This window comes from Marinobacter excellens LAMA 842 (assembly GCF_001574445.1).
Lineage (GTDB): Bacteria > Pseudomonadota > Gammaproteobacteria > Pseudomonadales > Oleiphilaceae > Marinobacter > Marinobacter shengliensis.
This window is the reverse complement of record NZ_LOCO01000030.1, coordinates 3,450-25,753: the sequence shown is the minus strand read 5'-3', so window position 1 is coordinate 25,753 and position 22,304 is coordinate 3,450. Positions and strand designations below refer to the sequence as shown.

The following is a 22,304-nucleotide window of genomic DNA, read 5'->3' as shown; positions in this document are numbered from 1 at the left end:
TGAGACCCACGCAATGCATCTTCCATTCTGGCTAACAACGGCCCTGCTGTTTCCAGTTTTGCTGTACCAGGGTAAGCGCACCCGGCGCGCCACTCCTCGGCTGCCGGAGGCCTCTGGCTCTCCGTGTGGGCAGTATGGCGAGGGCGAGCCCGCCAGGCGGGTTCTGGTGATCGGAGAATCCACCGCCGCCGGCGTGGGCGTTGACAAACATGAGCAAGGGCTGGCCAGCCAGTTGGCGAAGCAGATCCATGAACGTACCGGCCAGGCCATTGCCTGGCATACCTTTGGGGTGAACGGTATTCGCCTGGGTGCCTTGAACAAGCAGCTCGCGAAGGCGGACCTGCCAGAGGCAGACCTGGTGATCCTGAGCATGGGGGTGAACGACACCACCGGCTTCACGCCCAGGTACAAGTTTCGCCAACAACTGCTGGAGCTGCGCCAGTTGCTCGATGCCCGTTACCCGGCACCGCTGATGCTTCTGAGTGTTCCGCCCATGCACCTGTTTACCGCCCTGCCCGCGCCGTTGCGGCAGGTTATCGGGTGGCGAGCGCGGCTGCTGGATCACCTGTACAAGACACTTGCCAGCGAGATGCCAGAGCGGTTCTCTTACGTTCACTACCCTGTCATTTCAGACCCGGAATTGCTGGCCAGTGATGGCTATCACCCCGGGGAGAAAGGTTACCGTTACATCGCGCAAGCGCTGGCAGCCCTTCCTTAGGAGTTTCATGGCAACACAATCCACGCCGTCATCCGATAAACACACCAAGTCACCTTCCGAGCGGGACCTGTACCTGGATGCCCTGCGTGCCGGTGCCTTGCTGGTGGTGGTATTCGGGCACTGGATAGCCACCCTGCCCCGGTTTGATGGTGGCCTGGAAATTCAAACAGAACACCTGTTAAAGATCTGGGAGCCGTCAGGGTTTATCACCTGGTTTGTGCAGGTGGTGCCGCTGTTCGTGTTTGTATCTGCCACCGTCAGTGCCGATGGTGTGGCGCACCGGATGGCTCAGGGGCACCGGCAAATGCATTGGTGGGCAGGGAGAGCGCTGGCGCTGGCCAGGCCTACGGTGACGTATCTTGCCGCCATTACCCTGATTGCCCTGCTTTCACTCTACACCGGCGGCCGGGTGTTGGGGCCGTTTAACCAGTCGCTCACCATACACTTGTGGTTTCTGATCATGCTGCTGGCCGTGCAGGCGCTGTTGCCCCTGAGCGTGGAGGCCGACAGGCGCTGGGGCCTGGGGGCGGTCGTTGGGCTGGTTGTGGCAGCCGCGGTGGTGGATGTTGTGCGGGCCATGCCCGGCTCAGCGGCGGATATTCTGCGCCTGGGACACCGGGTAACGGATTCGGCAGACAGCATCGGCTGGATCAATGCCGTGCTGGTTTGGCTGTTACCCCAGCAGCTGGGCATCGCCTGGAAGCGGGGTCGCTTCAGGGGCGTGTGGACAGGTCTATTTTTCTTGGTGCTGGGCGGCTTCTGGCTGGTGGCTGCCCTGGCTAGTGGTTATCCCATCGGCATGGTAGGCCGGGATTTTCACGGCGACAGCAACATGCTGCCCCCCACCCTGGCGCTGGTGGGCGTGATGTGGCTTCAGGTTGGCGCGGTTCTGTTCTTCGAGCGGCCGGGGCGTTGGCTGCTGGACAGGCGCAGAATCAGCGGGGCGGTCACCATGCTCAGTGCCCTGAGTATGCCCCTGTACCTCTGGCACAAACTTGCAGAACTACCAGCCGCCTGGCTGGGCGACCGTTTCGGGTTGCCTGTCGACGCCGGTTTGCCCGGTGAACCCGGCTTCTGGATGGGGCGATTCTGGTGGATTGTGCTCTGCGGCCTGATGGTGGTGCCGGTCATCGCGCTGGTGGTGGCTTTTGAAATGCGCCGCAAGCAAGGCGTTGTGACAACCTCCAGGCCCCGAATCATCCTGGCCGGCGGCTTCTCGCTGATGGCCGGGCTGGTTGTCAGCCTGGCACTCGGTGCACTACCGGGCGCCCTGATTGGTCTGCTCGGAGTTGCGGCTGCGTCCTGGCTGTTGCGGGTGCATCCCCAGCCAGGACGATAACCGGATCTTTACAGCGCCGCCTTACAAAGCTGAGCCGCTCAGTCCGCCTTGTAGAGCCGGAGGATGCTGGAAAAATCCAGCTCACCATTACCCTGCCCTGCATGTAGCTGGAACAGGTTGCGGGCCAGTGAGCCCATGGGGATAGACGCCTGGTTCTTCACCGCGTTATCAAACGCCAGGCCCAAATCTTTGGTCATCAGGTTCACAAGGAAACCACCCTGGTACTCTCGCGATGCCGGTACGCCCTCCATCACACCCGGCCAGGGGTTGTACACGTTCAGCGCCCAGTTGCCGCCAGAGCTCTGCTTCATGATTTCCGACAGTACCGCTGGGTCCAGGCCGTTCTTGGCGCCCAGAGCCAGGGCCTCGCTGGTCCCTGCCATCAGGATGGCCAGCATCATGTTGTTGCAGATCTTGGCCACCTGGCCGGCGCCGTGGGGGCCCGCGTGGAAGATGTTTTTTCCCATGCCTTCCAGGACAGGTTTGGCGCGATTGAAAGTGTCTTCTTCGCCACCGCAGATGAAGGTGAGGGTGCCGGCTTTGGCACCGCCTACGCCACCGGACACCGGGGCATCGATGAACGCCAGGCGCCGTGCTGCAGCGGCTTCCGCCACGGCGCGGGCAGTCTCCGGGGCAATGGTGGAGGAATCAATCACCAGGGTGCCTTCCGGCAAGGCCGAGAGCAGGCCGTCGTCGCCCAGGTACACCGCTTCCACATGTTTGCCGGCCGGCAGCATGGTGATGATGCACTCTGCCCCTTCGGCAGCGGCCTTGCCGGAATCGGCGGTGCTGGCGCCTTCGGCCACCAGCGCCTCAACGGCATGATGTGACAGATCGAATACGGTCACATCATGCCCGGCCTTGAGCAGGTTAGAGGCCATGGGTGCGCCCATGTTGCCCAGGCCGATAAAGGTAATCTTCGCCATGTTGCTTCTCCTTGTTGTTGTCGTTAAGCCAAGGGGCAGTGGTTAGCCCTCGGCTTCCTGGCTGAAAAACTCGTCTACCCAGCTGTTGTCGATTTCCCCCAGCGAGGCGTAGCGCCAGCGGGGTTGCATGTCTTTATCAATCAGCAGGGCGCGGATGCCCTCGGCAAACTCACCTTTTCTCAGGCATTGCTTCGCCATGACCAGTTCGTTGTCCAATACCTGGGCCAGGCTTTGCAAACGGCTGCGGTGGTAATGCTGCCAATGCAGCGCCAGCGACGTCGGGCTGGCCGAGGCCAGGCCTTTCACAGATCTGCCCAGCCAGTCGTTACGGCTGCCGAATTCCTGCAGGCGACCAACCACCTGTTCCAGGGAATCGGCATCGGTGGCTTGCTGGATCTCGTCGTAATGCTGCCGCACCGGTGATTCCAGCACAGCATCCTGGCTTTGCTGCTCGTACCTGCGCAGTACCTGACTGACCACGGCGTGGCTATTGGAACCCTGCCAGTCGGCCGCAACCAGAGTGTCGACCACCTGCGCTTTAAGTTCCTGCTTCACGAACCGGTCCGCCATGCCAGTGAACAACGCGTCGGCAGCGTTCATCCGGGCACCAGTCAAGCCCAGGAACAGGCCGATTCGCCCGGGCATGCGATTGAGGAACCAGCCGGCGCCGATGTCCGGGTACAGGCCGATGCTTACTTCCGGCATCGCCAGTTTCGAGTGCTCGGTAACCACCCGGTGGGAAGCGCCCACCAACAGGCCGATGCCGCCGCCCATCACAATGCCGTGGCCCCAGCAAATGATCGGTTTCGGGAAGGTGTGAATCTGGTAGTCCAGCTCGTACTCTTCGGTGAAGAACTGGTCGCCCTCGACGAGTTTTCCCGGCTCGGTCATGCTGCGGTACAGAGACACGATGTCTCCGCCGGCGCAAAAGGCCTTGTCACCCTCGGCTTCCAGCCAGACCGCGCACACCCTTTCGTCTTCCGCCCAGCGGGTCAGTTGGGGTTTGAGCAGGCGGATCATCTCCATCGACAACGAGTTGAGGTTGCGCGGTGTGTTCAGCCGCGCCACGGCAATCAGCTCACCACCGGTGGTTGTCCACTCTTCAAAAATAATGGGTTGCTCGCTCATAGCAGTCTCAACGGTTATTGGTTCTTCCAGGCTGGCTTGCGCTTTTCCAGGAAGGCATTCACGCCTTCTTTCTGGTCTTCGGTGTGGAACAGTTCTACGAACAGTTCCCGCTCCATGCGCCAGCCATCGCTGTGGCTGCGACCGTCACGGGCACTCATCACCAGTTGCTTGCAGCGCGCAATGGACGACGGGCTTTGCTTGCAGGCGCCTTCGGCCAGTTTCAGGGCGGCTGCCAGCCCCTCGCCAGAGGGCACCACCTCTTCCACCAGGCCAATCTGCAGGGCTTTCTGGGCATCCACCCGTTCGCCACACAGAATCATGCGCTTGGCCCAGCCTTCACCCACCAGCCAGGGCAGGTTCTGGGTGCCGCCAGCACAGGGCAACAGGCCAACGCTGGCTTCCGGCAGGGCCATCTGGGCGCGCTCCTCGGCGATGCGGATATCGCAGGACAACGCACACTCCAGGCCACCGCCCATGGCGTAGCCGTTGATGGCGGCGATAGACACGCCCCGGAAAGCGGTAAGCGCGGCGAAGGCTTCGCCAAAACGCTGGGCCATGTCGTTGGCCCGGGCAAGATCCCCGTCGGCGAAAGTTTTCAGGTCCGCCCCGGCGGAGAAGAACTTTTCGCCCTGGCCGGTAACCACCAGGGCAAAGATGTTGCGGTCCTGGTTGAGTTCTTCCACCAGTTTCGCCAGTGCTGCCAGGGAATCCGCCGTCCAGGTGTTGGCCGGTGGATTGGCGATGGTCAGGATGGCAATGTGGTCGCGTTTCTCAAGTTGAATCAGGTCACTCATGATCGGTTCCTTGTTTTGTCTCTGGTCGGTTACTGGATGGCTTCTACCACGCCATCCTCCAGCAGCCGGCGGGCGATAATCAGGCGCATGATTTCGTTGGTGCCTTCCAGGATCTGGTGCACCCGTATATCCCGCAGGTAGCGTTCCAGCGGATACTCCCGGATATAACCATAGCCGCCGTGCAGCTGCAGGGCCTCGTTGGCCACGTCAAAACAGGCGTCGGTGGCAAAACGTTTGGCCATGGCGCAATGCAGGGTGGCTTCCGGATCACCGCTGTCCAGCCTGAAGGCCCCCAAACGCACCATTTGCCGGGCCGCTACCAGGTTGGTGGCCATATCCGCCAGCTTGAACTGCAAGGCCTGGAATGCCGCTAACGGTTTGCCGAATTGCTGGCGTTCGTGCATATAATTGCGGGCCCGCAACAGGGCCGCCTGGGCTCCACCCAGGGAACAGGTGGCAATGTTCAGGCGACCGCCGTCCAGCCCTTTCATGGCAATGGCAAAGCCGTCGCCTTCCTCACCAACCCGGTTACTGGCGGGAATGCGCACATCTTCCAGGGTGACCATACGGGTTGGCTGGCTGTGCCAGCCCATTTTCTCTTCGTTCTTGCCGTAGGAAATGCCTTCGGCATCAGCCGGAATCACGAAGGTCGAGATGCCCCTGGCACCGCTGTCGGCATCTCCGGTTCGGGCCATCAACACTAGAATATCGGTGGCACCGGCACCGGAGATAAACATCTTGCTGCCGTTGATCACATAGCTGTCGCCGTCTCGCACCGCGCGGGTACGCAGGCTGGCGGCATCGGAGCCGGCACCCGGTTCGGTCAGGCAGTAGCTGGCCAGCCATTCGCCGCTGGCCAGCTTGGGCACATAGGCCTGCTTCAGGTCGTCCGAGGCAAAGCTGGCCACCATCCAGGTGGCCATGTTATGGATGGTGATAAACGCAGCGGTGGAGGGGCAGGCCATGGCCAGCTCTTCCACGATCACCGAGGTGTCCAGGCGAGACAGCCCCATGCCGCCCAGGGCTTCGGGCGTGTACATGCCCATAAAGCCCATCTCACCCGCCTGCCTCATCACCTCCACCGGGAAGATGTGTTCGGCATCCCATTGGGCCGCGTGCGGTGCCATGGATTTCTCGGCGAAGGCACGGGCGGCATCCCGGAAGGCCAGTTGGTCTTCGGTCAGGTTGAAGTCCATTACCCGGCTCCTCCTTTAGCGAAGCTGAATTGAGAAGTTCGCCTCGGATGAGGTGGCTTCGCTGGAGAACCACCGGGATGTCACGGTTTTGGTTTCGGTGTAGAAGCGAACCGCCTGCTTGCCATAGGCGTGCTGATCGCCGTAGAAGGAACCTTTCCAGCCGGTGAACGAGAAGAACGGCAGGGGCACCGGAATCGGCACGTTGATACCCACCTGGCCCACATCAATCTCATGCTGGAACCGGCGCGCGGCGCCACCGTGGTTGGTGAAGATAGAGGTACCGTTACCGTAGGGGCTGTTGTTGATCAGCGCGATGGCTTCGCCCAGGTCGTTGGCATTCATGCAGGTCAGCACCGGCCCGAAGATTTCCTCCTTATAGATATCCATCTCCGGAGTCACGTTGCCGAACAGGGTTGGCCCAACCCAGTTGCCATCGGGCAGGCCATCCACGGTGCAGTTCCGGCCGTCCAGCAGGAGTTGAGCGCCCTGCTTCTCGCCTGTGGCGATCAGTTGTTCAATACGCTCCTTGGCCTTGGGGCTGATCACCGGGCCGTAGCTGGCACCGGAATCGTTCCAGGCGCCGGGGCGCACTTTCGCCATGGCCTCTTTCAGTTCCGGAATCCACTCCTGCGCCGCGCCCACGAATACCGCGACGGAAATGGCCATGCAACGCTGACCGGCGGCTCCCACGGAGGCGCCTACCAGGGCATTGATCACTTGCTGTTTGTCGGCATCCGGCATGATCACCATGTGGTTCTTGGCGCCCGCAAAGCTCTGTACCCGCTTCATGTGGCTGGTGCCGGTTTCGTAGATGTAACGCCCCACCGGCACCGAGCCGACGAAGGAAATGGCTTTGATGGCCGGGTCTGTGAGCAAGGTATCCACTTGCTCTTTCGCGCCATGCACCACCTGAAGAACGCCCTTCGGCGCACCCGCCTGCTCGAACAGTTCGGCCAGGCGCATGGGGGTCATCGGGTCTTGCTCGGAGGGCTTCAGGATAAAGGTGTTACCGCAGGCGATGGCCATGGGGAACATCCACAGCGGGATCATCGCCGGGAAGTTAAACGGGGTGATGCCCGCACACACGCCCAGAGGCTGAACCCAGGAATGGGTATCCACTTCGCGGGCTACGTTCTCTACCGTTTCCCCCATCATCATGGAGGCGACATTGGCAGCGTGCTCCACCACCTCGATACCGCGCCAGACATCGCCCTTGGCGTCGTCAAAAGTTTTGCCGGTTTCCTGGGACAGGATTTCGGCAATCTCATCGTGGTGCTGTTTCAGCAGTGCCTGGTAACGCAGCATCACCCGGGCACGCTCGGACACCGGGGTTTCTTTCCAGCTCTTGAACACTTCCCCGGCGTTATCGATGGCCCGGCGCATTTCGGCTTCGGTGGCACAGGGCACCTGGGCGATCACTTCGTTGGTGGCGGGGTTGGTGACGTCGATCCAGTTTTCGGTCTGGCTCTGGGCAAATTCACCGGCGATGTACTGAGGTATCTTCTTCATGCTGATAATCCCTGTTTGTTGTTATGCGGGAGCGCCGTTTCCCAGCGGGAAGCGGCACGATATGAAAAGAGCGTAGCATGGGGTTTGGCAAAGGGTGATTGACTAAATTTCGCCCATGATGGATTATTTTTCGATGCCACAGGAACCGAGAACCCCGAAAACCACCCAAACCTCGCAATGGCCGGTGCCGCCAGACAGCGTGCGCTATGTGGTGCCGGAACCAATTGTGCGCTTGCTGGCCAAGCACCCATTAACCCGCGAGCTGTACCCATTGGCTTTTGGCCACTACCGCAGGGCCGCTGGCCATCACATGCACCGGGAACACCATCGTGACAATCTTTTGATCTATTGCACTGAAGGCCAGGCCTTCCTGAATGTCGCGGGCGAGCCCCTGACGGTTAACGCGGGGGATCTTCTGCTGTTACCCGCCGGTGCCAGCCATCGCTACACCGCCGCACCGGACAACCCATGGACCATTCACTGGGTGCACTACACCGGGCCGCTGGCAGAAGAGTTCAGAAATTACATGGGCTTTGATGGCAACAACCACGTTCGCCATCTGGGCCGGCAACCGAGGCTGTTGGTGGATTTCAACGGACTGTTGTCGGTTCGCCAGACCGGGTTTCGCGCCCGGGGGCTGATTCATGCCAGCAATCGCTTGCGACAACTGCTGGCCGCCGTGCCCCTGAATGCCGATGAGACCGGCCTGGCACAACAGGCGGAGCTGGAGACCATCCACAACTACATGCGGGAACATCTTGAGGAACGGCTAACGTTGCAGCAACTGGCGGAGCTGTCCGGCCTGTCGCCGGCGCACTTTGCCACCCGCTACCGGGCGCAGACCGGCACCTCACCCATTCAGCACTTCCTGCACCTGAAGGTGGAGCGGGCCTGCCAGTTGCTGGATACCACCAGCCAGAGCTTCGCCGACATCAGCCGGCAGCTGGGTTATGACGACGCCTATTACTTTTCCCGGTTGTTCAAGAAGGTGATGGGCAAGTCCCCCAGTGACTATCGCCACACGGCCAGACACTGATAGATTAACCAGCCGGTTACATTCAACAAGCACAGGAAATCGACAGAACATCATGCAGCCACTGGATATCAAGGTTGTTGAACAAGCCCTGCACTGGTTCGACGAAGGCCATGATTTCTGGCTTTGTACCGTGGTGAGCACATTTGGTTCTTCACCCCGAGCGCCGGGTTCCTGGTTGATCGCCCGGCAGGATGGTGCCCACTGTGGCTCGCTTTCTGGCGGGTGTGTGGAAGAAGATTTTCTGGCCCGCTTGCAGGACAACACCTTCAAAGGGCGCATTAATCGCATTCGCTACGGCGCTCCGGACGGCCCAGATAATGCCCGCGTAACCCTCCCCTGCGGCGGAGTACTGGATGTTCTGATAGAGCACTGGCCTGCATCCTCCGCTACCCGAAAACATTTCCTGGCGCTTCAGTCCGCGTTATCGGGCGAGGGGCCGATTGCCCGGGTGGTATCACTGGAAACCGGAGACATTCACCTGGAGCCTGAGAGTGAGCTGGGCGCCCGGGTCACCGAAGATGCTGACCAGGCCCGCCTGAGATTGCGTGTTGGCCCGGTTTCGCGATTGGTTATTGCAGGACTGTCACCGGTTGCCACCGCCTGCGCGAGCTTTGCACACAGCCTGGGGTTTGAGGTCATTGTGTGCGACCCAAGGCCCGAGGAAGTTCGGCACTTCAACCTGGCAGACGTCACACTCCAACAGGAGTTGCCCTCGGTGTTTATTGCCCGTGAGGGCTGCCATCGCGCTACCGCAGTGGTCGCGCTCACCCATGACCCGCGCATTGACGATACCGCCATGATGGAGGCCGTGAAAACCGACGCTTTTTACATCGGCGTGATGGGGTCCATGAAAACCTCTGAGAAGCGCCAGGAGCGGCTGGCTCGTATTGGCGGGCTGAACGAGCAACAGATCCGCAGGATCCATATGCCCGTAGGTTTGAATATTGGCAGCAAAACGCCCGCAGAAATTGCCCTGGCGGTGATGGCAGATATTATCCGGGTTCGGCAAGGCATCTCGCGCCAACAACTTTGATCTTGCTTGTCTGGCCTTTGCATCGCTTCTACAGTTAAGCTCAAATGCTCTTTGCCCCCCCTATTCAGCGAAGGAACCGATTGATGGTCAGAAACTCAACCGCGGCTCTCATTTTGACCCTGACGAGCGCGGCACTTGCCGGCTGTAGCAGTTTTCAGCCTGTCACCAGCGGTACGGAAGATCCCTGCGCTACTCTTCAGAACATAGTGGCAGATTATCCCACCGGCTTTGCCGATTTCCGGGGAGGCAGCAGCAACTTCAATTCTGTGACGATCTACCGGGCGAAAGAGCACCTGATCAAGGGCCATTGCGAGATCTGGGCCTGGGGCAACGGAGACTCCGCCTATACCTGCACAGTGTCTGCTCCGGATAAGGAGGTTGCGGAAACCATGCACGCCCGTGCCGCAAGCGAACTGTCTGAGTGCCTTGGGCCGGATTGGCAGGCCGAAAAGGGTGTCCGAGAGCGTGATGGCAAGCCGGCGGGCGAGCGAATCCAGTTTACAAGCGGCGAAGCCAAGGCACCGGCTGTCGCTCTGCACCGGGTAGAAGACCACCGCCGCCATTCTGTGTACCTGTACATCGGGACCGGCGCCCGCTCCCCCCAACAGACCGACTGAGGCGCGCATGTACTCTGACTCACATCAGCCAGATGCGTCTCCCGGCGCCACTGACTACCTGAGCACTGATCAGGAGGGCAGCTCCGGTATCACCCGGCTCCTTCACCGGGTTGCCCAGCAGGATAGAAAAGCATTTGCCGAATTATACGAAGCCACCGCCCCGAAACTTATGGCCACCGTGCTTCGTATCCTTAAGGACAGAAGCTGGGCAGATGATGTGATTCACGATACCTATATCAAAGTTTGGCAAAAGGCGGACCAGTTCGATGCAGAGCGTTCCTCACCGATCACCTGGCTTGCAGCCATTGCCCGGCACGGCGCTATCGACGAATTACGGCGGCATCCCGCAAGGCGAGAGACCGCAAGCAACGAACTCGACAATATTGCGGACCATGCGCCCGCGGCCCATGAAGAAATCTCAGATCAACAAACGGTAAAGCACTTGAACCATTGCATTGACCAACTCGAAAAAGATCGCCAGGACATGGTTCGTCTGGCGTATCTGAATGGTTGGTCCCGGGATCAGCTGGCGCTGCATTTTGACCAGCCGATCAACACTGTGAAAACCTGGTTGCACCGAGCTTTGAAACAGATCAAAAGGTGTCTTGAACCATGAGCGAACGCGACGACCTGGATATGATGGTTGCGGAGTTCGTTCTGGGAACTCTGCCACAAGTAGAGCGGGATGCCTTGCAGGCCCGCCGTGCCCGCGAACCTGAGCTGGAAGCGTTGATTCAGCAATGGGAGGCCCGGCTGGCTGGCATGCTTGATGGGGTTGAACCTGTAGCGCCCGGCCCCGAGCTGTTTGCCAGAATTCAGCGAACGATCGACCAGAACACTGACCAGCAATACGCTGTGCCAGAAGCGCAGAGCGCAGCACCAGACAATGTCATCAGCCTGCGCAAACAGCTGACCCGCTGGCGCTGGAGCACGGCCATTGCTTCGGCAGCGGCGCTGGTACTGGTTGCCGTGCTGGCCACGCAACCGGAGCCGGACCCACAGGCGCAATCCTTTGTGGCGGTATTCCAGCACAACGATGAACAGCCTGCGTTCCTGTTGACGGTGGACCTGAACAGCCGCCAGCTGAATATCCAGCCGGTAACCGCCGAACCTCAACCGGACAAATCTTACCAGCTCTGGATGGTGGCAGAGGAGTATGGCCCTAACCCACGATCGGTGGGCGTGATCGGCGAAAACTTCACCCTGGACCAGGCTGCACTGCGTGATTACGACCCGGAGACTCTGCGGGGCGCCACGTTTGGTATCAGCCTGGAGCCAAAGGGCGGTTCACCCACCGGACAACCGACTGGCCCGGCCATTCACGGCTTCCTCTACCCCACCTCTGCCGACCAAGGCAAAGGTCGCAACTAAATTGTGATGGCGCCTGAAACTTTTCAGGCGCCGCTCCGTAGCTGCTTGTACTCCCATCAAAAACAAGGTGATGGATGGGTACAACCGAACTTAAGGAGCACACAATGAAAAAACACTTAAAGACAACTGCATTCCTGGCGGCCACTCTGGTTTCCGGCGTATTCGCCTCCGGCTCAGCATTGGCGATGAATCACGGCGACAAGGTGGGTGTCTGGGGCGATGACCAATCTGTATCCGAAGGCACCGTAACCGCCAAGAAAGTGGTGACTGAAGAGAATGGCTGGCTGGTAGTGCATCGTACTGATGAAGCCATGAAGCCTGGCCCGGTCGTGGGTCACGCGCCTCTGAAAAAAGGCAAGAACATGGACGTGGCCGCCATCCTGACCGAGGAAGTGGCCAGCGGCGACAAGCTGATGCTGATGATTCACAACGAAGAAGGCGGCAGCAAGACCGGTATTTTTGAATACACCCTGGGTGCCAAGGAAGACGGCCCGATTCGCCGGGATGGCAAGCTGGTAATGACCGTTATTACCGCTCAGTAGTCTATTCAAGCTTTTGTGATGTTCTCTCCACAACACCCTGGCAGCATCTCCTGTCAGGGTGTTTTCTGAGTGTATGGTGAGGTCATTGCGTTACCAGGGACCATCAACCCGGATTAAGAAATTTAAGAAAATTCTCAAAACCACAAAGCCCTGAGCACGTGTGGAGACAATTAGACTAGACTTGGCGTACATCGATATAAATCGCTTTCGCTCCAGAACACGAGGTCAACGTGCGGGAAAAGGTAAAATGTTTGCCGTTCATATTAGCTGTCTGCTTGAGTGTCAGCGCGTATGGTGAGAACAGACCGTCCTCTCTGAACTTATCTGAATCCTGGCAAGCACTTCTCCAAAACGACGATCTGCTGTCCGCAAATCAGTCAGCCAGTCTTCGGGCGGAAGCCTTGGCATCAACGGCGAACAGCTTGTATCTGCCCCAAGTTGACCTGGTGGGGTCTTACACGCGGCTCGACTCCCAGATAGAACTGGATGCGCTGTCTCTGAACCCCCTCAACAGCGCATCGGAAACCATACCAGGGCAATTGCTGATCGACTTGATTGGCGGCCCCGGAGCTTTCCAGACCCCCGTCACAAGCCGCAACATAACTCGAAGCTCAATAAACACTCTGTGGCCGATTTATACCGGCGGAAAAATCACGGCCAAGAAAAATCTGCTTCAACTCGAGCAGACCGAAGCATCACATGTCCTGGAGGAAGTCCGGCGGGCCCGGTTTACGGAGCTGGTTGCGACCTACTTCGGTTTGGTAATGGCGGAGCGCGCGTTGAACACTCAGCAACAGGTAGAAAGCGCTCTTTCCAGGCATCTGCATGTGGCAACAGCCCTGGAGGATCAGGCACAGATTTCCGGCGTGGAGCGCCTGGCTGCGGAAGCCGCTTATGACAGAGCCAGGATTACCACCCGAGCGGTTGAGGAACAACGAGACACGGCGCACAACGCGTTTGCGTCGTTGATACATATGGATTTCCAGGATAACGGGCACCGGGTTGAATCGCGCCGGCTGGATCCAACAACGCCTCTGTTCACCCTCCCGCAATTACCTCCGCGGGATACGTTCGAGGCAGGGTTAAGCGAACACCCTAGCCTGCGGATTCTGTCCACCAAGCATGAGCAGGCGAAGAACATTGCCCAAGCGAGCCGGGGCCTGTATCGCCCGGACGTTTTTCTGTTCGGCAGCTACAACGTGTATGAGAACGATTCTTTGGCGAGCGATCTCACGCCGGATTGGCTGGTTGGCGTGGGCGTCCGAATCGCGCTGGTGGATCGTAGTGGCCGCAAAGGCAAGGTAGGCGCAGCCGACAACACCGTTCGTGAGGTCGATTCACTGCAAAAGGCCACTCAACGAAGGCTGGAGTTGCTACTCGACCGGAACTACCGTGAAGCCCGGCAGGCCCTTGCTGAGCACCGGGACCTGGCATCGACCGTGGCCCTGGCAGAGCAGACCTTAAGATTGCAGGAACGCGCATTTGCTGAAGGGCTCGGGCGCTCGCTTGATGTCATCGATGCCCAAACCTTCCTGGCGACCACACAGACCCGTCGTGATGCAGCGGCTCTCCGTTTCGTGCTGGCATTTACTCAGTTACTGACCCTGAGCGGCGACTATGAAAGCCTGTTTTCCTACGTGCTTGAAGGAGATGAAATTCAGTGACTGCGAAACGAATTGCCATTCCTCTTATCGTTGTTGTCATCCTGTTAGGTATTGTCATCGTCTTCTGGAAAGCCTACGCACCTGCCCCCATCCAGTTACAGGGGCAGATTGAGGCCAGGCAACATATGGTGGCGTCCAAAATTCCGGGGCGGGTTGCAGACATTAGCGTCCGCCGTGGGGATCGCGTAGAGGCAGGCACTGAGGTTTTCCGCATCGACAGCCCGGAGCTTGAGGCCAAACTGACTCAGATAGAAGCGCTTGAAACCATAAGCCAATCTCTCGCTCAAGCCGTTGAGGGTGGAACGCGTGAAGAACGTATCGCCGCAGCTCGCAGCGAGTATGAAAAAGCACTGGCCGCCGAGGCACTGGCAAAAACCACCTTTGAACGTATTCGTGCGCTTGCAGATGAGGGTCTGGTTGCCAGGCAAAGAGCCGACGATACGTTCACACTGTGGAAGGTGGCCGAGAAAACACGGGTTACGGCATCTGAGATATTGAAACTGGCCGAAGCAGGCCCACGGCAGGAAGCCCGCACCGCGGCGCAAGCCGGTGAAGCAGCCACCTCAAGTTTGAGAGACGAAGTTGCTGAACTGCTGGATGATACTGTGGCGCGGGCCCACAGAGGTGGCATTGTCAGTAATGTGCTGTTGAACGAGGGAGAGCTTGCCCCCCAGGGTTTCCCGGTGATTATTGTCACTGATCTTGATGATTCGTGGGCATTATTCAACGTCAGGGAAGATTTGCTCAGCCGAGTCACGGAAGGCAGTGAATTTGATCTGAAAATCCCTGCCCTTGATCAATCCGCACGATTCCGTGTCAGCCATATTTCTGTGCTCGGGGACTACGCAACATGGCGTGCAACAACGCCAGGGCGCGGATTTGATATGAGAACGTTCGAGGTAGAAATGCAACCTGTGGAGCCAATCGCTGGATTAAGGGCGGGCATGAGTGTTCTTCTTGAGATGGCACCATAAGCTCGGAAACGGACCGGAGAGCCCGATGGGTCGTGAGCATCTGACTGGCTGGAAAGCTCTGCGGGAGCAGCCCTGGCTGCTTGCGGTGGTCGTTTGGCTACCGCCGGTTCTGTTCGTGTTGTTGATCAGTATCTTCCGAATTGGAACACCGCAATCTCTTCCCGTGGGTGTTGTCAATCTGGACCATAGCCATGAATCCTATACGGTTGAACGTCAGTTGGACGCAAGCCCGGGCCTGAGCCTGTTAAGGTCATACACCTCAGCGTCCGCTGGCGCAGATGCCCTTCAGCGATCTGAAATCCTTGCCCTTGTTATCATTCCGGAAAATTTTGGGCGAGACCTTCGGCTTTCGATCAGCCCGACGGTGACCGCCTTTTACAACAATCAATATCTGTTGTCCGGAAAATTCATCAATTCATCGTTAATAAGCGCCTCCATGGATCTGGCCGCGCGCACGGGTGTTGGCCTTAAGATCAGCCATGGCCAGACTGCCCCTGAAGCCATCACCTCGGCAGTGCCAGTGCGCCCGCAAGTCACATCGCTCTATAACCCCAACATGAGCTACGCGCGCTTTCTGGTGACGTCAATATCGCCGGCTCTCTGGCAAATTATCATCGTTATCTCAACGGTTCTGACGTTAAGCTGGCGACTCGAAAAACAAGCCATCCCGGCACCATTGATTGAGCGGAGCAAAGCGATCACTGCCGCGCTTGCGCCTGTCAGCCTGCTCCTCTGGCTCCAGGGGTTGCTGATGCTCGTATTGTTTCGCCTCTTTCTGGGGTGGCAGCCATCCGGCAACATCGTCTGGCTTCTTCTTGGTTTGGCCCTGACCATCTTCAGCGTTCAGGCCATGGCAGTCCTCATTGTCGCTCTCGTTCGGGACCGGGTAAAAGCAATGAGTGTTAGCGCTGCGTATCTTGCCCCTGCGTTTGCATTTATGGGTATTACCTTCCCCCGAGGTGATATGAATGTGATCGCATGGGCCTGGGGAGGCTTGATGCCATCCACTCACTACATCAAGTTGCAGGTGGACATTGCCGACCACGGCGCCTCCCTGCCGCTCATTGTCAGTTCACTGATTGCGTTGCTGCTTTTCCTACTTGTCTTGCCAATAGCGCTGAAGCTACTTCCGGCAAGGCTTGACCCCAAACTTGCAGAGCAGGTGAGCTGATGATCCGCAACACCAGTCTGTGGGGTACCTGGAAAGCCGAGCTGTCGAATATCATCCACGACAGATCGGTGATGCTGGTTATGATCGGTGGCATCTTATTCTATGCACTGCTTTACCCGCTGCCCTACCAGAAGAACGTTCCGGGGCAACAGGCCCTGGCGGTTCTGGATCAGGACCGCTCAGCGCTCGCCCGGCAATTGATACGCATGGCCGACGCAACGCCTCAGTTGCGCGTGGCTGCCGTCCCACAAAGCATGGGTGAGGCAACCGTCCTGTTGGAGAACGATGTCGTTCACGGGCTGCTGGTCATCCCCGCCAACTTCGAGCGAGACGTCTATCTCGGGCGCCCGGTGAATATTGCGTTCGCCGGTGACGCCAGCTATTTTCTGATTTATGGGAATATTGTCGAAGGCCTGCTGAAGGCAACAACCACGCTTTCCGTTGAAACACAGATTATCAGCAGCTTCCGAAAAGGCAGCAGCCCCGCCAACATTCCCGGTGAAATCATGCCGTTCAGGATGTCTCCACATGGGGTGTTCAACCCAACGGGCGGATACATCAACTATATTGTGCCTGCCGTCTTTGTTCTGATCCTGCACCAGACCCTGTTGATTGCAGCAGGCACGGTCACCATCAAGGATCGGGCCCGCCGGTTATCAGGGCTTGTCACTACCCCGCTCCGACAGGCACTTTCGATCAGATTAGTAACGTTTGTGTTCGCCTACCTGATCCTGGCGCTTTTGTATTTCGGCTTTTTCTTTCAGCTTTATGGCGTCCCGCACGCTGCACCGCAGTTCGCATTAATCGGTTTCAGCCTGTTGTTTCTCACTTCAACAACACTCTTTGCAATCCTGCTCGGTTACCTCTTGCCCAGGCCCGAACTGACGACCGTTATTGTTCTGCTGTCGTCGTTGCCCATCGTCTTCACGGCAGGGTTTGCCTGGCCGGCGTCTAATCTCCCGGAGTGGCTAGACTCACTCACCATGATGATTCCCGCCAAACCCGGCATTCAGGGCTTCCTGTCCCTCAATCAGATGGGGGCCCCAATCCAAAGCCTGACCTCCGAGATTGCGTACCTGTCCGGCCTCTCGTTGTTTTTTGGGCTGGGCATCCTGCTGCTCGCAATGTCAGAAAGAAGACGCAGCAGCAACCGGATGAATGCTGAATCAGCCGCCCGCTCCTACTAGGGAATGGTAGTCCGCCCGAAAACGGGCAAAGCTCAGGTACCGCCCCCGATGGTCCACCAGCTCCATGGCATCAAAGGCTTCCACAAAGGCCCGTGATTCGCCCGTGCTGATCACCCCGCGGTAGTCACCCGTCCAGTCCATAAACTGAACCAGATCCAGCAGCAGCGTCATCTCCAGAGCGCCGTTGGCCCGCTCCAGATAGCGGTAGGCCAGCGCGTAATGTTCGAAACGGTAGCTGACATTGCTGGCGTCGTTTCTGGTGGCGTCTCGCAGGGGGTCATAGTCGAAATGCCGATAGGCAGGTGCTACGGGATCACCGGCCACCAGGGCTGCCTGGCCTTCCGCAAACCAGTACGGTAGCAAAGACGTGGAGGCAGTGTAGCGGCTCAGGTTTTCCTGAACGTAGTGGGCCAGTTCATGGGTGAAGATCTGCCCGGCCTCGTAGGGCCAGCTTCGGTGATAGGGGGCGACGGCCACGGCGGCGAGGGTACCTGAGGCAAGATTGCTGTTGCTGACTCTCGGGCTCAAGCAGGCGATGACCTTTTCCGGGTACGGCACGGCTGAGCTGCGCTCATCGACGAAATCACGCCAGCTCATTCTGAACCGGTTAAGCACGACGTCTATGCGGTTGCTCACCTCTGTTGCGGCAGCACGAAAGGTATTTTCGCTGAAGGCGGGTGAGCCGTAGACACGTACCCGCCGGTCCGCTGTTTCAAAATACAGGGTGTCGCCAATGCACGCTTCCGTCTCGTAATTCAGGCTCCATCGGCCCTCGGGGAAGTAGCGCCCGGTGTCTCGGGCATCCAGGAAATAGCCGCGGCTAAAGTGCTGTTCATCCCGGTCGTAGTAGCGATCCCCGGATGTGGCGCTCACCTTGCAGCCAGACAACGTCATGGCTGCAAGTGTCAGCAACCCCATCGTCCACAACCTCCTGGATTTTTCCATGTTTTTACTCCGCAACCCGTTGTTTGCCTCTATTATTCGTCAGGCCGCGCTTTGTGTCCGTCAACCCATGTAAAGACCGGGTAAAGGCCCACCGGACCAGGCGTTTGCTCAGAGTGAAATCAGCTACGTACAACCCCCAATCCCAACATTGAAATTTTTGTAGCGCGCGCCGGGTTCTCGTGTTAAAAATCGCTCGAATCCCACCAAGAACTGCGTGCGTCCTGCACGCTTTGTATCCATCCCTTTTCAGTGAGGGACACCATCCAATGTTCAAGTTGTGTAAGCCACAGGCGCTTGCCGCCGCTGTTGCGTTGTCTCTGGGTGCCTCTTCGGTTTTTGCCGCCGGAGAAGTGCGTGTTTATAACTGGTCTGACTACATCGCCGAGGACACCCTGGCGAAGTTCACCCAGGAAACCGGCATCAAGGTTGTCTACGATGTGTACGACAGCAATGAGGTGCTGGAAGCTGCGCTGCTTTCTGGCCGCTCCGGTTACGACCTTGTTGTGCCCTCCAACCACTACGTGGCCAAGCAGATCTCTGCCAAGGCCTTCGTGGCGCTGGACCACAGCAAACTGCCAAACATGGCCAACCTGAACCCGGACCTGATGGACAACCTGGAAAAGGTTGACCCGGGCAGCCAGTTTTCCCTGCCTTACCTCTGGGGCACCAACGGCTATGGCTACAACGAAGGCCGTATCCAGAAAATCCTGGGTGACGATGCGCCCGTGGACTCCTGGGCCCTGGTGTTTGACCCGCAAGTAACCGGCAAGCTGGCCGCTGGCGGCTGTGGCATTGCCATGCTGGATTCCGGCGAGGAAATGGTGCGCGCCGCCATGGCCTACATCGGCCTGGACCCGAACAGCAACAACGCTGATGACATAAAGAAAGGCGGTGATGTGATCCGGGCTGTGCGCCCGAACATTACTTACTTCCACTCGTCCCGCTACATTGGCGACCTGGCCAACGGTGACCTGTGTGTGGCGGCCGGCTACTCCGGCGACATCCTGCAGGCCGCTGCCCGCGCTGACGAAGCAAAGAACGGCAACGTGATCCGCTACACCATCCCCAAGGAAGGTGCGGTGCTGTGGTTTGACATGATGACCATTCCGGCCGGCGCGCCGAACGTGGAGAACGCCCATAAACTGATGGACTTCCTGATGCGCCCGGAGATCATCGCAGACGTCACCAACTACGTGTGGTACGCCAACCCGAACAAGGCGGCAGACGAGTTTGTGAACCCGGAGATCCTGGAAGACACCAGCATCTACCCCACTGATGAGGTGATGAAGAATCTCTACATCATGGAAGGTCGGCCCCAGGACGCCCAGCGCCTGATGACCCGTACCTGGACCAGCGTGAAGTCTGGTCGCTGACGGTGGCCGTAACCAACAGCACCTCCGCGCAAGCGGAGGTGCTTCTCAGCATCAAGGGCATTTCCAAGAGCTTTGACAGCACCCTGGCGGTGGACGATGTCAGCCTGGACATCCACAAGGGTGAGATCTTCGCCCTGCTGGGTGGTTCCGGTTCCGGCAAATCCACCCTGCTGCGCATGCTGGCAGGCTTTGAAACTCCGGATTCCGGTCGCATCGTGCTGGACGGACAGGACATCACAGCCCTGCCCCCGTACCTGCGGCCCACCAACATGATGTTCCAGTCCTATGCCCTGTTCCCACACATGACGGTGGAGCAGAACATTGCCATGGGTCTGAAACAGGACAAGCTGCCGAAAAACGAAATCGCCGACCGCGTGGCGGCCATGCTTAAACTGGTGAAAATGGAAGCCTACGGCAAGCGCCGGCCACAACAGTTGTCTGGCGGACAGCAACAGCGCGTGGCCCTGGCCCGATCCCTGGCCAAACGCCCCAAACTGTTGTTGCTGGACGAGCCCATGGGCGCACTGGACAAGAAACTGCGCACGGAAATGCAGCTGGAGCTGGTGGATATCCTGGAAAAGGTGGGCGTAACCTGCCTGATGGTCACCCACGACCAGGAAGAGGCCATGACCATGGCCAGTCGCATTGCCATTATGTCCCACGGCCGGATTGCCCAGGTGGGGTCCCCCATTGATATCTACGAGAGCCCGAACAGCCGCATGACGGCGGAGTTTATCGGCTCGGTGAATATTTTTGAGTCGAATATCCTGGAAGACAACTCCGACAGCATTTCACTGACCAGTGAGCTGCTGGATGCACCGGTGTTTATTGACCGGGGCGTAACCACGCCCGCAGAAACCACGGAAACCCTGATTGCCCTGCGCCCGGAAAAGATCTACCTGACCACAGAGAAACCGGAAGGTGACACCAACTGGAGCTGCGGTACGGTCGACAACATCGCCTATCTGGGTGATATCACGTCTTATTACGTGAAGCTGGCCAGTGGCAAGCGGGTTCAGGCCACCATGGCCAACGTGGAACGCCGTGGTGAACGGCCCACCTGGGGCGACCGGGTCTATGTGTCCTGGGAAGCCTCCAGCCCGATCCTGCTCTGGAACTGACGCGATGAATCGAAAGCTCTTTCCTGCCCCGGTGGTGGAGCGGGTGCGTGCCGTGCTGTTCCATCGCCGGGTGGTGTTCGGCGTACCGTTCGCCTGGCTGCTGCTGTTCTTCCTGCTGCCGTTTGCGCTGGTATTGAAGATCAGCCTGACCTCGGCGGTGATGGCCATTCCGCCCTACGAACCGGTGTTCCGCTTTGTCGACAATACCCTGTCGGTGGTGGTGAACTTTGGCAATTACCTGTTCCTGGCCTCCGACAGCTTGTACGTGGCCGCCTACTGGGGCTCGGTGAAGACGGCGTTCCTGGCGACCCTGTTCTGCCTGCTGATCGGTTATCCCATGGCTTACGCTATCGCCCGGGCACCCAAGCACTGGCAACTGGTGTTCCTGCTGATGGTGATGCTGCCATCCTGGACCTCGTTCCTGATTCGGGTATACGCCTGGATGGGCATTCTCGGCAACCAGGGCCTGCTGAACACGTTCCTGATGTGGCTGGGGCTGATCGACTCGCCCCTGAAAATGCTGAACACCAACTTCGCGGTGATTCTGGGCATTGTGTACGCCTACCTGCCATTCATGATCCTGCCCATCTACACCAACCTGGTGAAGCTGGATATACGCCTGCTGGAAGCGGCGTCGGATCTTGGCTGCCGCAGCCTGACCACCTTTTGGGCCATCACCCTGCCGTTATCCAAGGCCGGAATCCTGGCGGGCTCCATGCTGGTATTTATACCCGCCGTGGGCGAATTCGTGATTCCGGAACTGCTGGGCGGGCCGGATACCCTGATGATCGGCAAGGTGCTGTGGGAAGAGTTCTTCAACAACCGTGACTGGCCGGTGGCCTCGGCCCTGGCGATTGTGATGCTGGCGCTGCTGCTGGTGCCCATTGTGCTGTTCCACCGCTTCCAGGCACGGGAGATGGAAAAAAATGGTTAGGCTAAGAGCGCCCGGTTTCTCCAAGACCATGCTGGTGCTGGGCATGCTGTTCCTGTACCTGCCGATGGTGGTGTTGATCGTGTATTCCTTCAACGCCTCCCGGTTAGTCTCGGTATGGGCCGGTTTTTCCACCAAATGGTACGGCGCCCTGTTTGCCAACGAGCAGATCCTGTCTGCCGTGTGGATGAGCCTGCGCATTGCCTTCTACTCCGCCAGCATGGCGGTGTGCCTGGGCACCCTGTGCGCGTTTGTGATTGCCCGGTTCAAGAAGATGCGCGGCCGCACCCTGCTGTCCAGTATGATCACCGCGCCTCTAGTGATGCCAGAAGTGATCACGGGCCTGTCGCTGTTGCTGCTGTTTGTGCAGATGGCGCAGTTGATTGGCTGGCCAACGGACCGTGGCATGGCCACCATCTGGATTGCCCATACCACTTTCTGCAGTGCCTATGTGGCAGTGGTGGTGAGCGCGCGGCTGCGGGAAGTGGATCGCTCCATCGAAGAAGCCGCCATGGATCTGGGCTGTACGCCGCTGAAAACCTTCTTTGTGATCACATTGCCGGTGATTGCGCCGGCCCTGGTGTCGGGCTGGTTACTGGCGTTTACCCTGTCCCTGGATGACCTGGTGATTGCCAGCTTTGTCTCCGGGCCCGGGGCGACGACTCTGCCGATGGTGGTGTTCTCATCTGTGCGGATGGGGGTGTCACCGGAGATCAATGCGCTGGCGAC

The 22,304-nt window shown here is 58.8% G+C and carries 22 protein-coding genes; 16 read left to right on the top strand and 6 right to left on the bottom strand.

Translation table 11 applies throughout. The annotated features are described in order from the left end of the window. Positions 1-13 precede the first annotated feature (13 nt). A complete protein-coding gene (locus J122_RS18060; RefSeq protein WP_061333508.1) occupies positions 14-718 on the top strand; it encodes an SGNH/GDSL hydrolase family protein in 705 nt (234 codons plus the stop codon). A gap of 7 nt (positions 719-725) precedes the next feature. After that, complete coding sequence (locus tag J122_RS18055) at positions 726-2,057, top strand: acyltransferase family protein (protein WP_061333507.1); 1,332 nt, start codon at positions 726-728, stop codon at positions 2,055-2,057. Between the two features lie 38 nt (positions 2,058-2,095). Here J122_RS18055 and mmsB read toward each other — a convergent pair whose 3' ends face one another. Genes mmsB through J122_RS18030 form a run of 5 tightly spaced genes read right to left on the bottom strand, consistent with a single transcriptional unit; the run spans position 2,096 to position 7,610 of the window. Then, the gene (gene mmsB, locus J122_RS18050; RefSeq protein ID WP_061333506.1) at positions 2,096-2,983 is read right to left on the bottom strand and encodes a 3-hydroxyisobutyrate dehydrogenase; all 888 of its coding nucleotides are present in this window, start codon (positions 2,981-2,983) and stop codon (positions 2,096-2,098) included. Positions 2,984-3,025: 42 nt separating this feature from the next. Continuing rightward, complete coding sequence (locus J122_RS18045) at positions 3,026-4,111, bottom strand: enoyl-CoA hydratase/isomerase family protein (RefSeq protein WP_061333505.1); 1,086 nt, start codon at positions 4,109-4,111, stop codon at positions 3,026-3,028. 14 nt (positions 4,112-4,125) lie between these two features. After that, entirely contained in the window at positions 4,126-4,905 is a 780-nt protein-coding gene (locus tag J122_RS18040) for an enoyl-CoA hydratase (protein WP_061333504.1), read from the bottom strand. Between the two features lie 29 nt (positions 4,906-4,934). Next, positions 4,935-6,101: an acyl-CoA dehydrogenase family protein gene (locus J122_RS18035; protein WP_061333503.1), complete on the bottom strand. Its 1,167-nt coding sequence runs from the start codon at positions 6,099-6,101 to the stop codon at positions 4,935-4,937. Between the two features lie 15 nt (positions 6,102-6,116). Beyond that, a complete protein-coding gene (locus tag J122_RS18030) occupies positions 6,117-7,610 on the bottom strand; it encodes a CoA-acylating methylmalonate-semialdehyde dehydrogenase (RefSeq protein ID WP_061333502.1) in 1,494 nt (497 codons plus the stop codon). A 115-nt stretch (positions 7,611-7,725) separates the two neighbouring features. Between J122_RS18030 and J122_RS18025 the strand changes: the two genes are divergently transcribed. From J122_RS18025 to J122_RS17980, 10 genes are all read left to right on the top strand, one after another. Next, positions 7,726-8,646, top strand: coding sequence for an AraC family transcriptional regulator (locus J122_RS18025; protein WP_061333501.1), 921 nt, complete (start codon positions 7,726-7,728; stop codon positions 8,644-8,646). A gap of 52 nt (positions 8,647-8,698) precedes the next feature. After that, positions 8,699-9,679, top strand: coding sequence for an XdhC family protein (locus tag J122_RS18020; protein ID WP_061333500.1), 981 nt, complete (start codon positions 8,699-8,701; stop codon positions 9,677-9,679). Between the two features lie 83 nt (positions 9,680-9,762). After that, positions 9,763-10,296: a hypothetical protein gene (locus tag J122_RS18015; protein WP_061333499.1), complete on the top strand. Its 534-nt coding sequence runs from the start codon at positions 9,763-9,765 to the stop codon at positions 10,294-10,296. A 7-nt stretch (positions 10,297-10,303) separates the two neighbouring features. Beyond that, positions 10,304-10,912: a sigma-70 family RNA polymerase sigma factor gene (locus tag J122_RS18010; RefSeq protein WP_082780640.1), complete on the top strand. Its 609-nt coding sequence runs from the start codon at positions 10,304-10,306 to the stop codon at positions 10,910-10,912. Further along, the gene (locus tag J122_RS18005) at positions 10,909-11,667 is read left to right on the top strand and encodes an anti-sigma factor domain-containing protein (protein ID WP_061333498.1); all 759 of its coding nucleotides are present in this window, start codon (positions 10,909-10,911) and stop codon (positions 11,665-11,667) included. Before J122_RS18010 ends, J122_RS18005 begins: the two co-directional genes overlap by 4 nt. A 104-nt stretch (positions 11,668-11,771) precedes the next feature. Then, positions 11,772-12,209, top strand: a complete 438-nt coding sequence (locus tag J122_RS18000; RefSeq protein WP_061333497.1) for a hypothetical protein — start codon at positions 11,772-11,774, stop codon at positions 12,207-12,209. A gap of 230 nt (positions 12,210-12,439) precedes the next feature. Further along, positions 12,440-13,873, top strand: a complete 1,434-nt coding sequence (locus J122_RS17995) for a TolC family protein (protein WP_082780639.1) — start codon at positions 12,440-12,442, stop codon at positions 13,871-13,873. Then, positions 13,870-14,847, top strand: a complete 978-nt coding sequence (locus J122_RS17990; RefSeq protein ID WP_061333495.1) for an HlyD family secretion protein — start codon at positions 13,870-13,872, stop codon at positions 14,845-14,847. The genes J122_RS17995 and J122_RS17990 overlap by 4 nt, the downstream gene beginning before the upstream one ends. A gap of 25 nt (positions 14,848-14,872) precedes the next feature. Continuing rightward, on the top strand, positions 14,873-16,018 hold the full coding sequence (locus J122_RS17985; RefSeq protein ID WP_061333494.1) for an ABC transporter permease: 1,146 nt from the start codon (positions 14,873-14,875) through the stop codon (positions 16,016-16,018). Further along, positions 16,018-17,205: an ABC transporter permease gene (locus tag J122_RS17980; protein WP_061333493.1), complete on the top strand. Its 1,188-nt coding sequence runs from the start codon at positions 16,018-16,020 to the stop codon at positions 17,203-17,205. Before J122_RS17985 ends, J122_RS17980 begins: the two co-directional genes overlap by 1 nt. On the opposite strand, the gene J122_RS17975 is transcribed toward J122_RS17980, so the two are convergent. Further along, a complete protein-coding gene (locus tag J122_RS17975) occupies positions 17,185-18,150 on the bottom strand; it encodes a hypothetical protein (RefSeq protein WP_156471781.1) in 966 nt (321 codons plus the stop codon). The genes J122_RS17980 and J122_RS17975 overlap by 21 nt on opposite strands. Before the next feature lie 266 nt (positions 18,151-18,416). Here J122_RS17975 and J122_RS17970 point away from each other — a divergent pair, with 266 nt between their 5' ends. The 4 genes from J122_RS17970 to J122_RS17955 form a co-directional block, all read left to right on the top strand. Beyond that, positions 18,417-19,523: a polyamine ABC transporter substrate-binding protein gene (locus J122_RS17970; protein ID WP_061333491.1), complete on the top strand. Its 1,107-nt coding sequence runs from the start codon at positions 18,417-18,419 to the stop codon at positions 19,521-19,523. A 38-nt stretch (positions 19,524-19,561) separates the two neighbouring features. Beyond that, positions 19,562-20,644, top strand: coding sequence for a polyamine ABC transporter ATP-binding protein (potA, locus tag J122_RS17965; protein WP_374787662.1), 1,083 nt, complete (start codon positions 19,562-19,564; stop codon positions 20,642-20,644). A gap of 4 nt (positions 20,645-20,648) precedes the next feature. Continuing rightward, complete coding sequence (locus J122_RS17960) at positions 20,649-21,578, top strand: ABC transporter permease subunit (protein ID WP_061333489.1); 930 nt, start codon at positions 20,649-20,651, stop codon at positions 21,576-21,578. Continuing rightward, positions 21,571-22,304 (top strand): ABC transporter permease subunit (locus J122_RS17955; protein ID WP_061333529.1); only part of this gene is annotated, 734 nt, incomplete at its 3' end. The genes J122_RS17960 and J122_RS17955, both read left to right, overlap by 8 nt.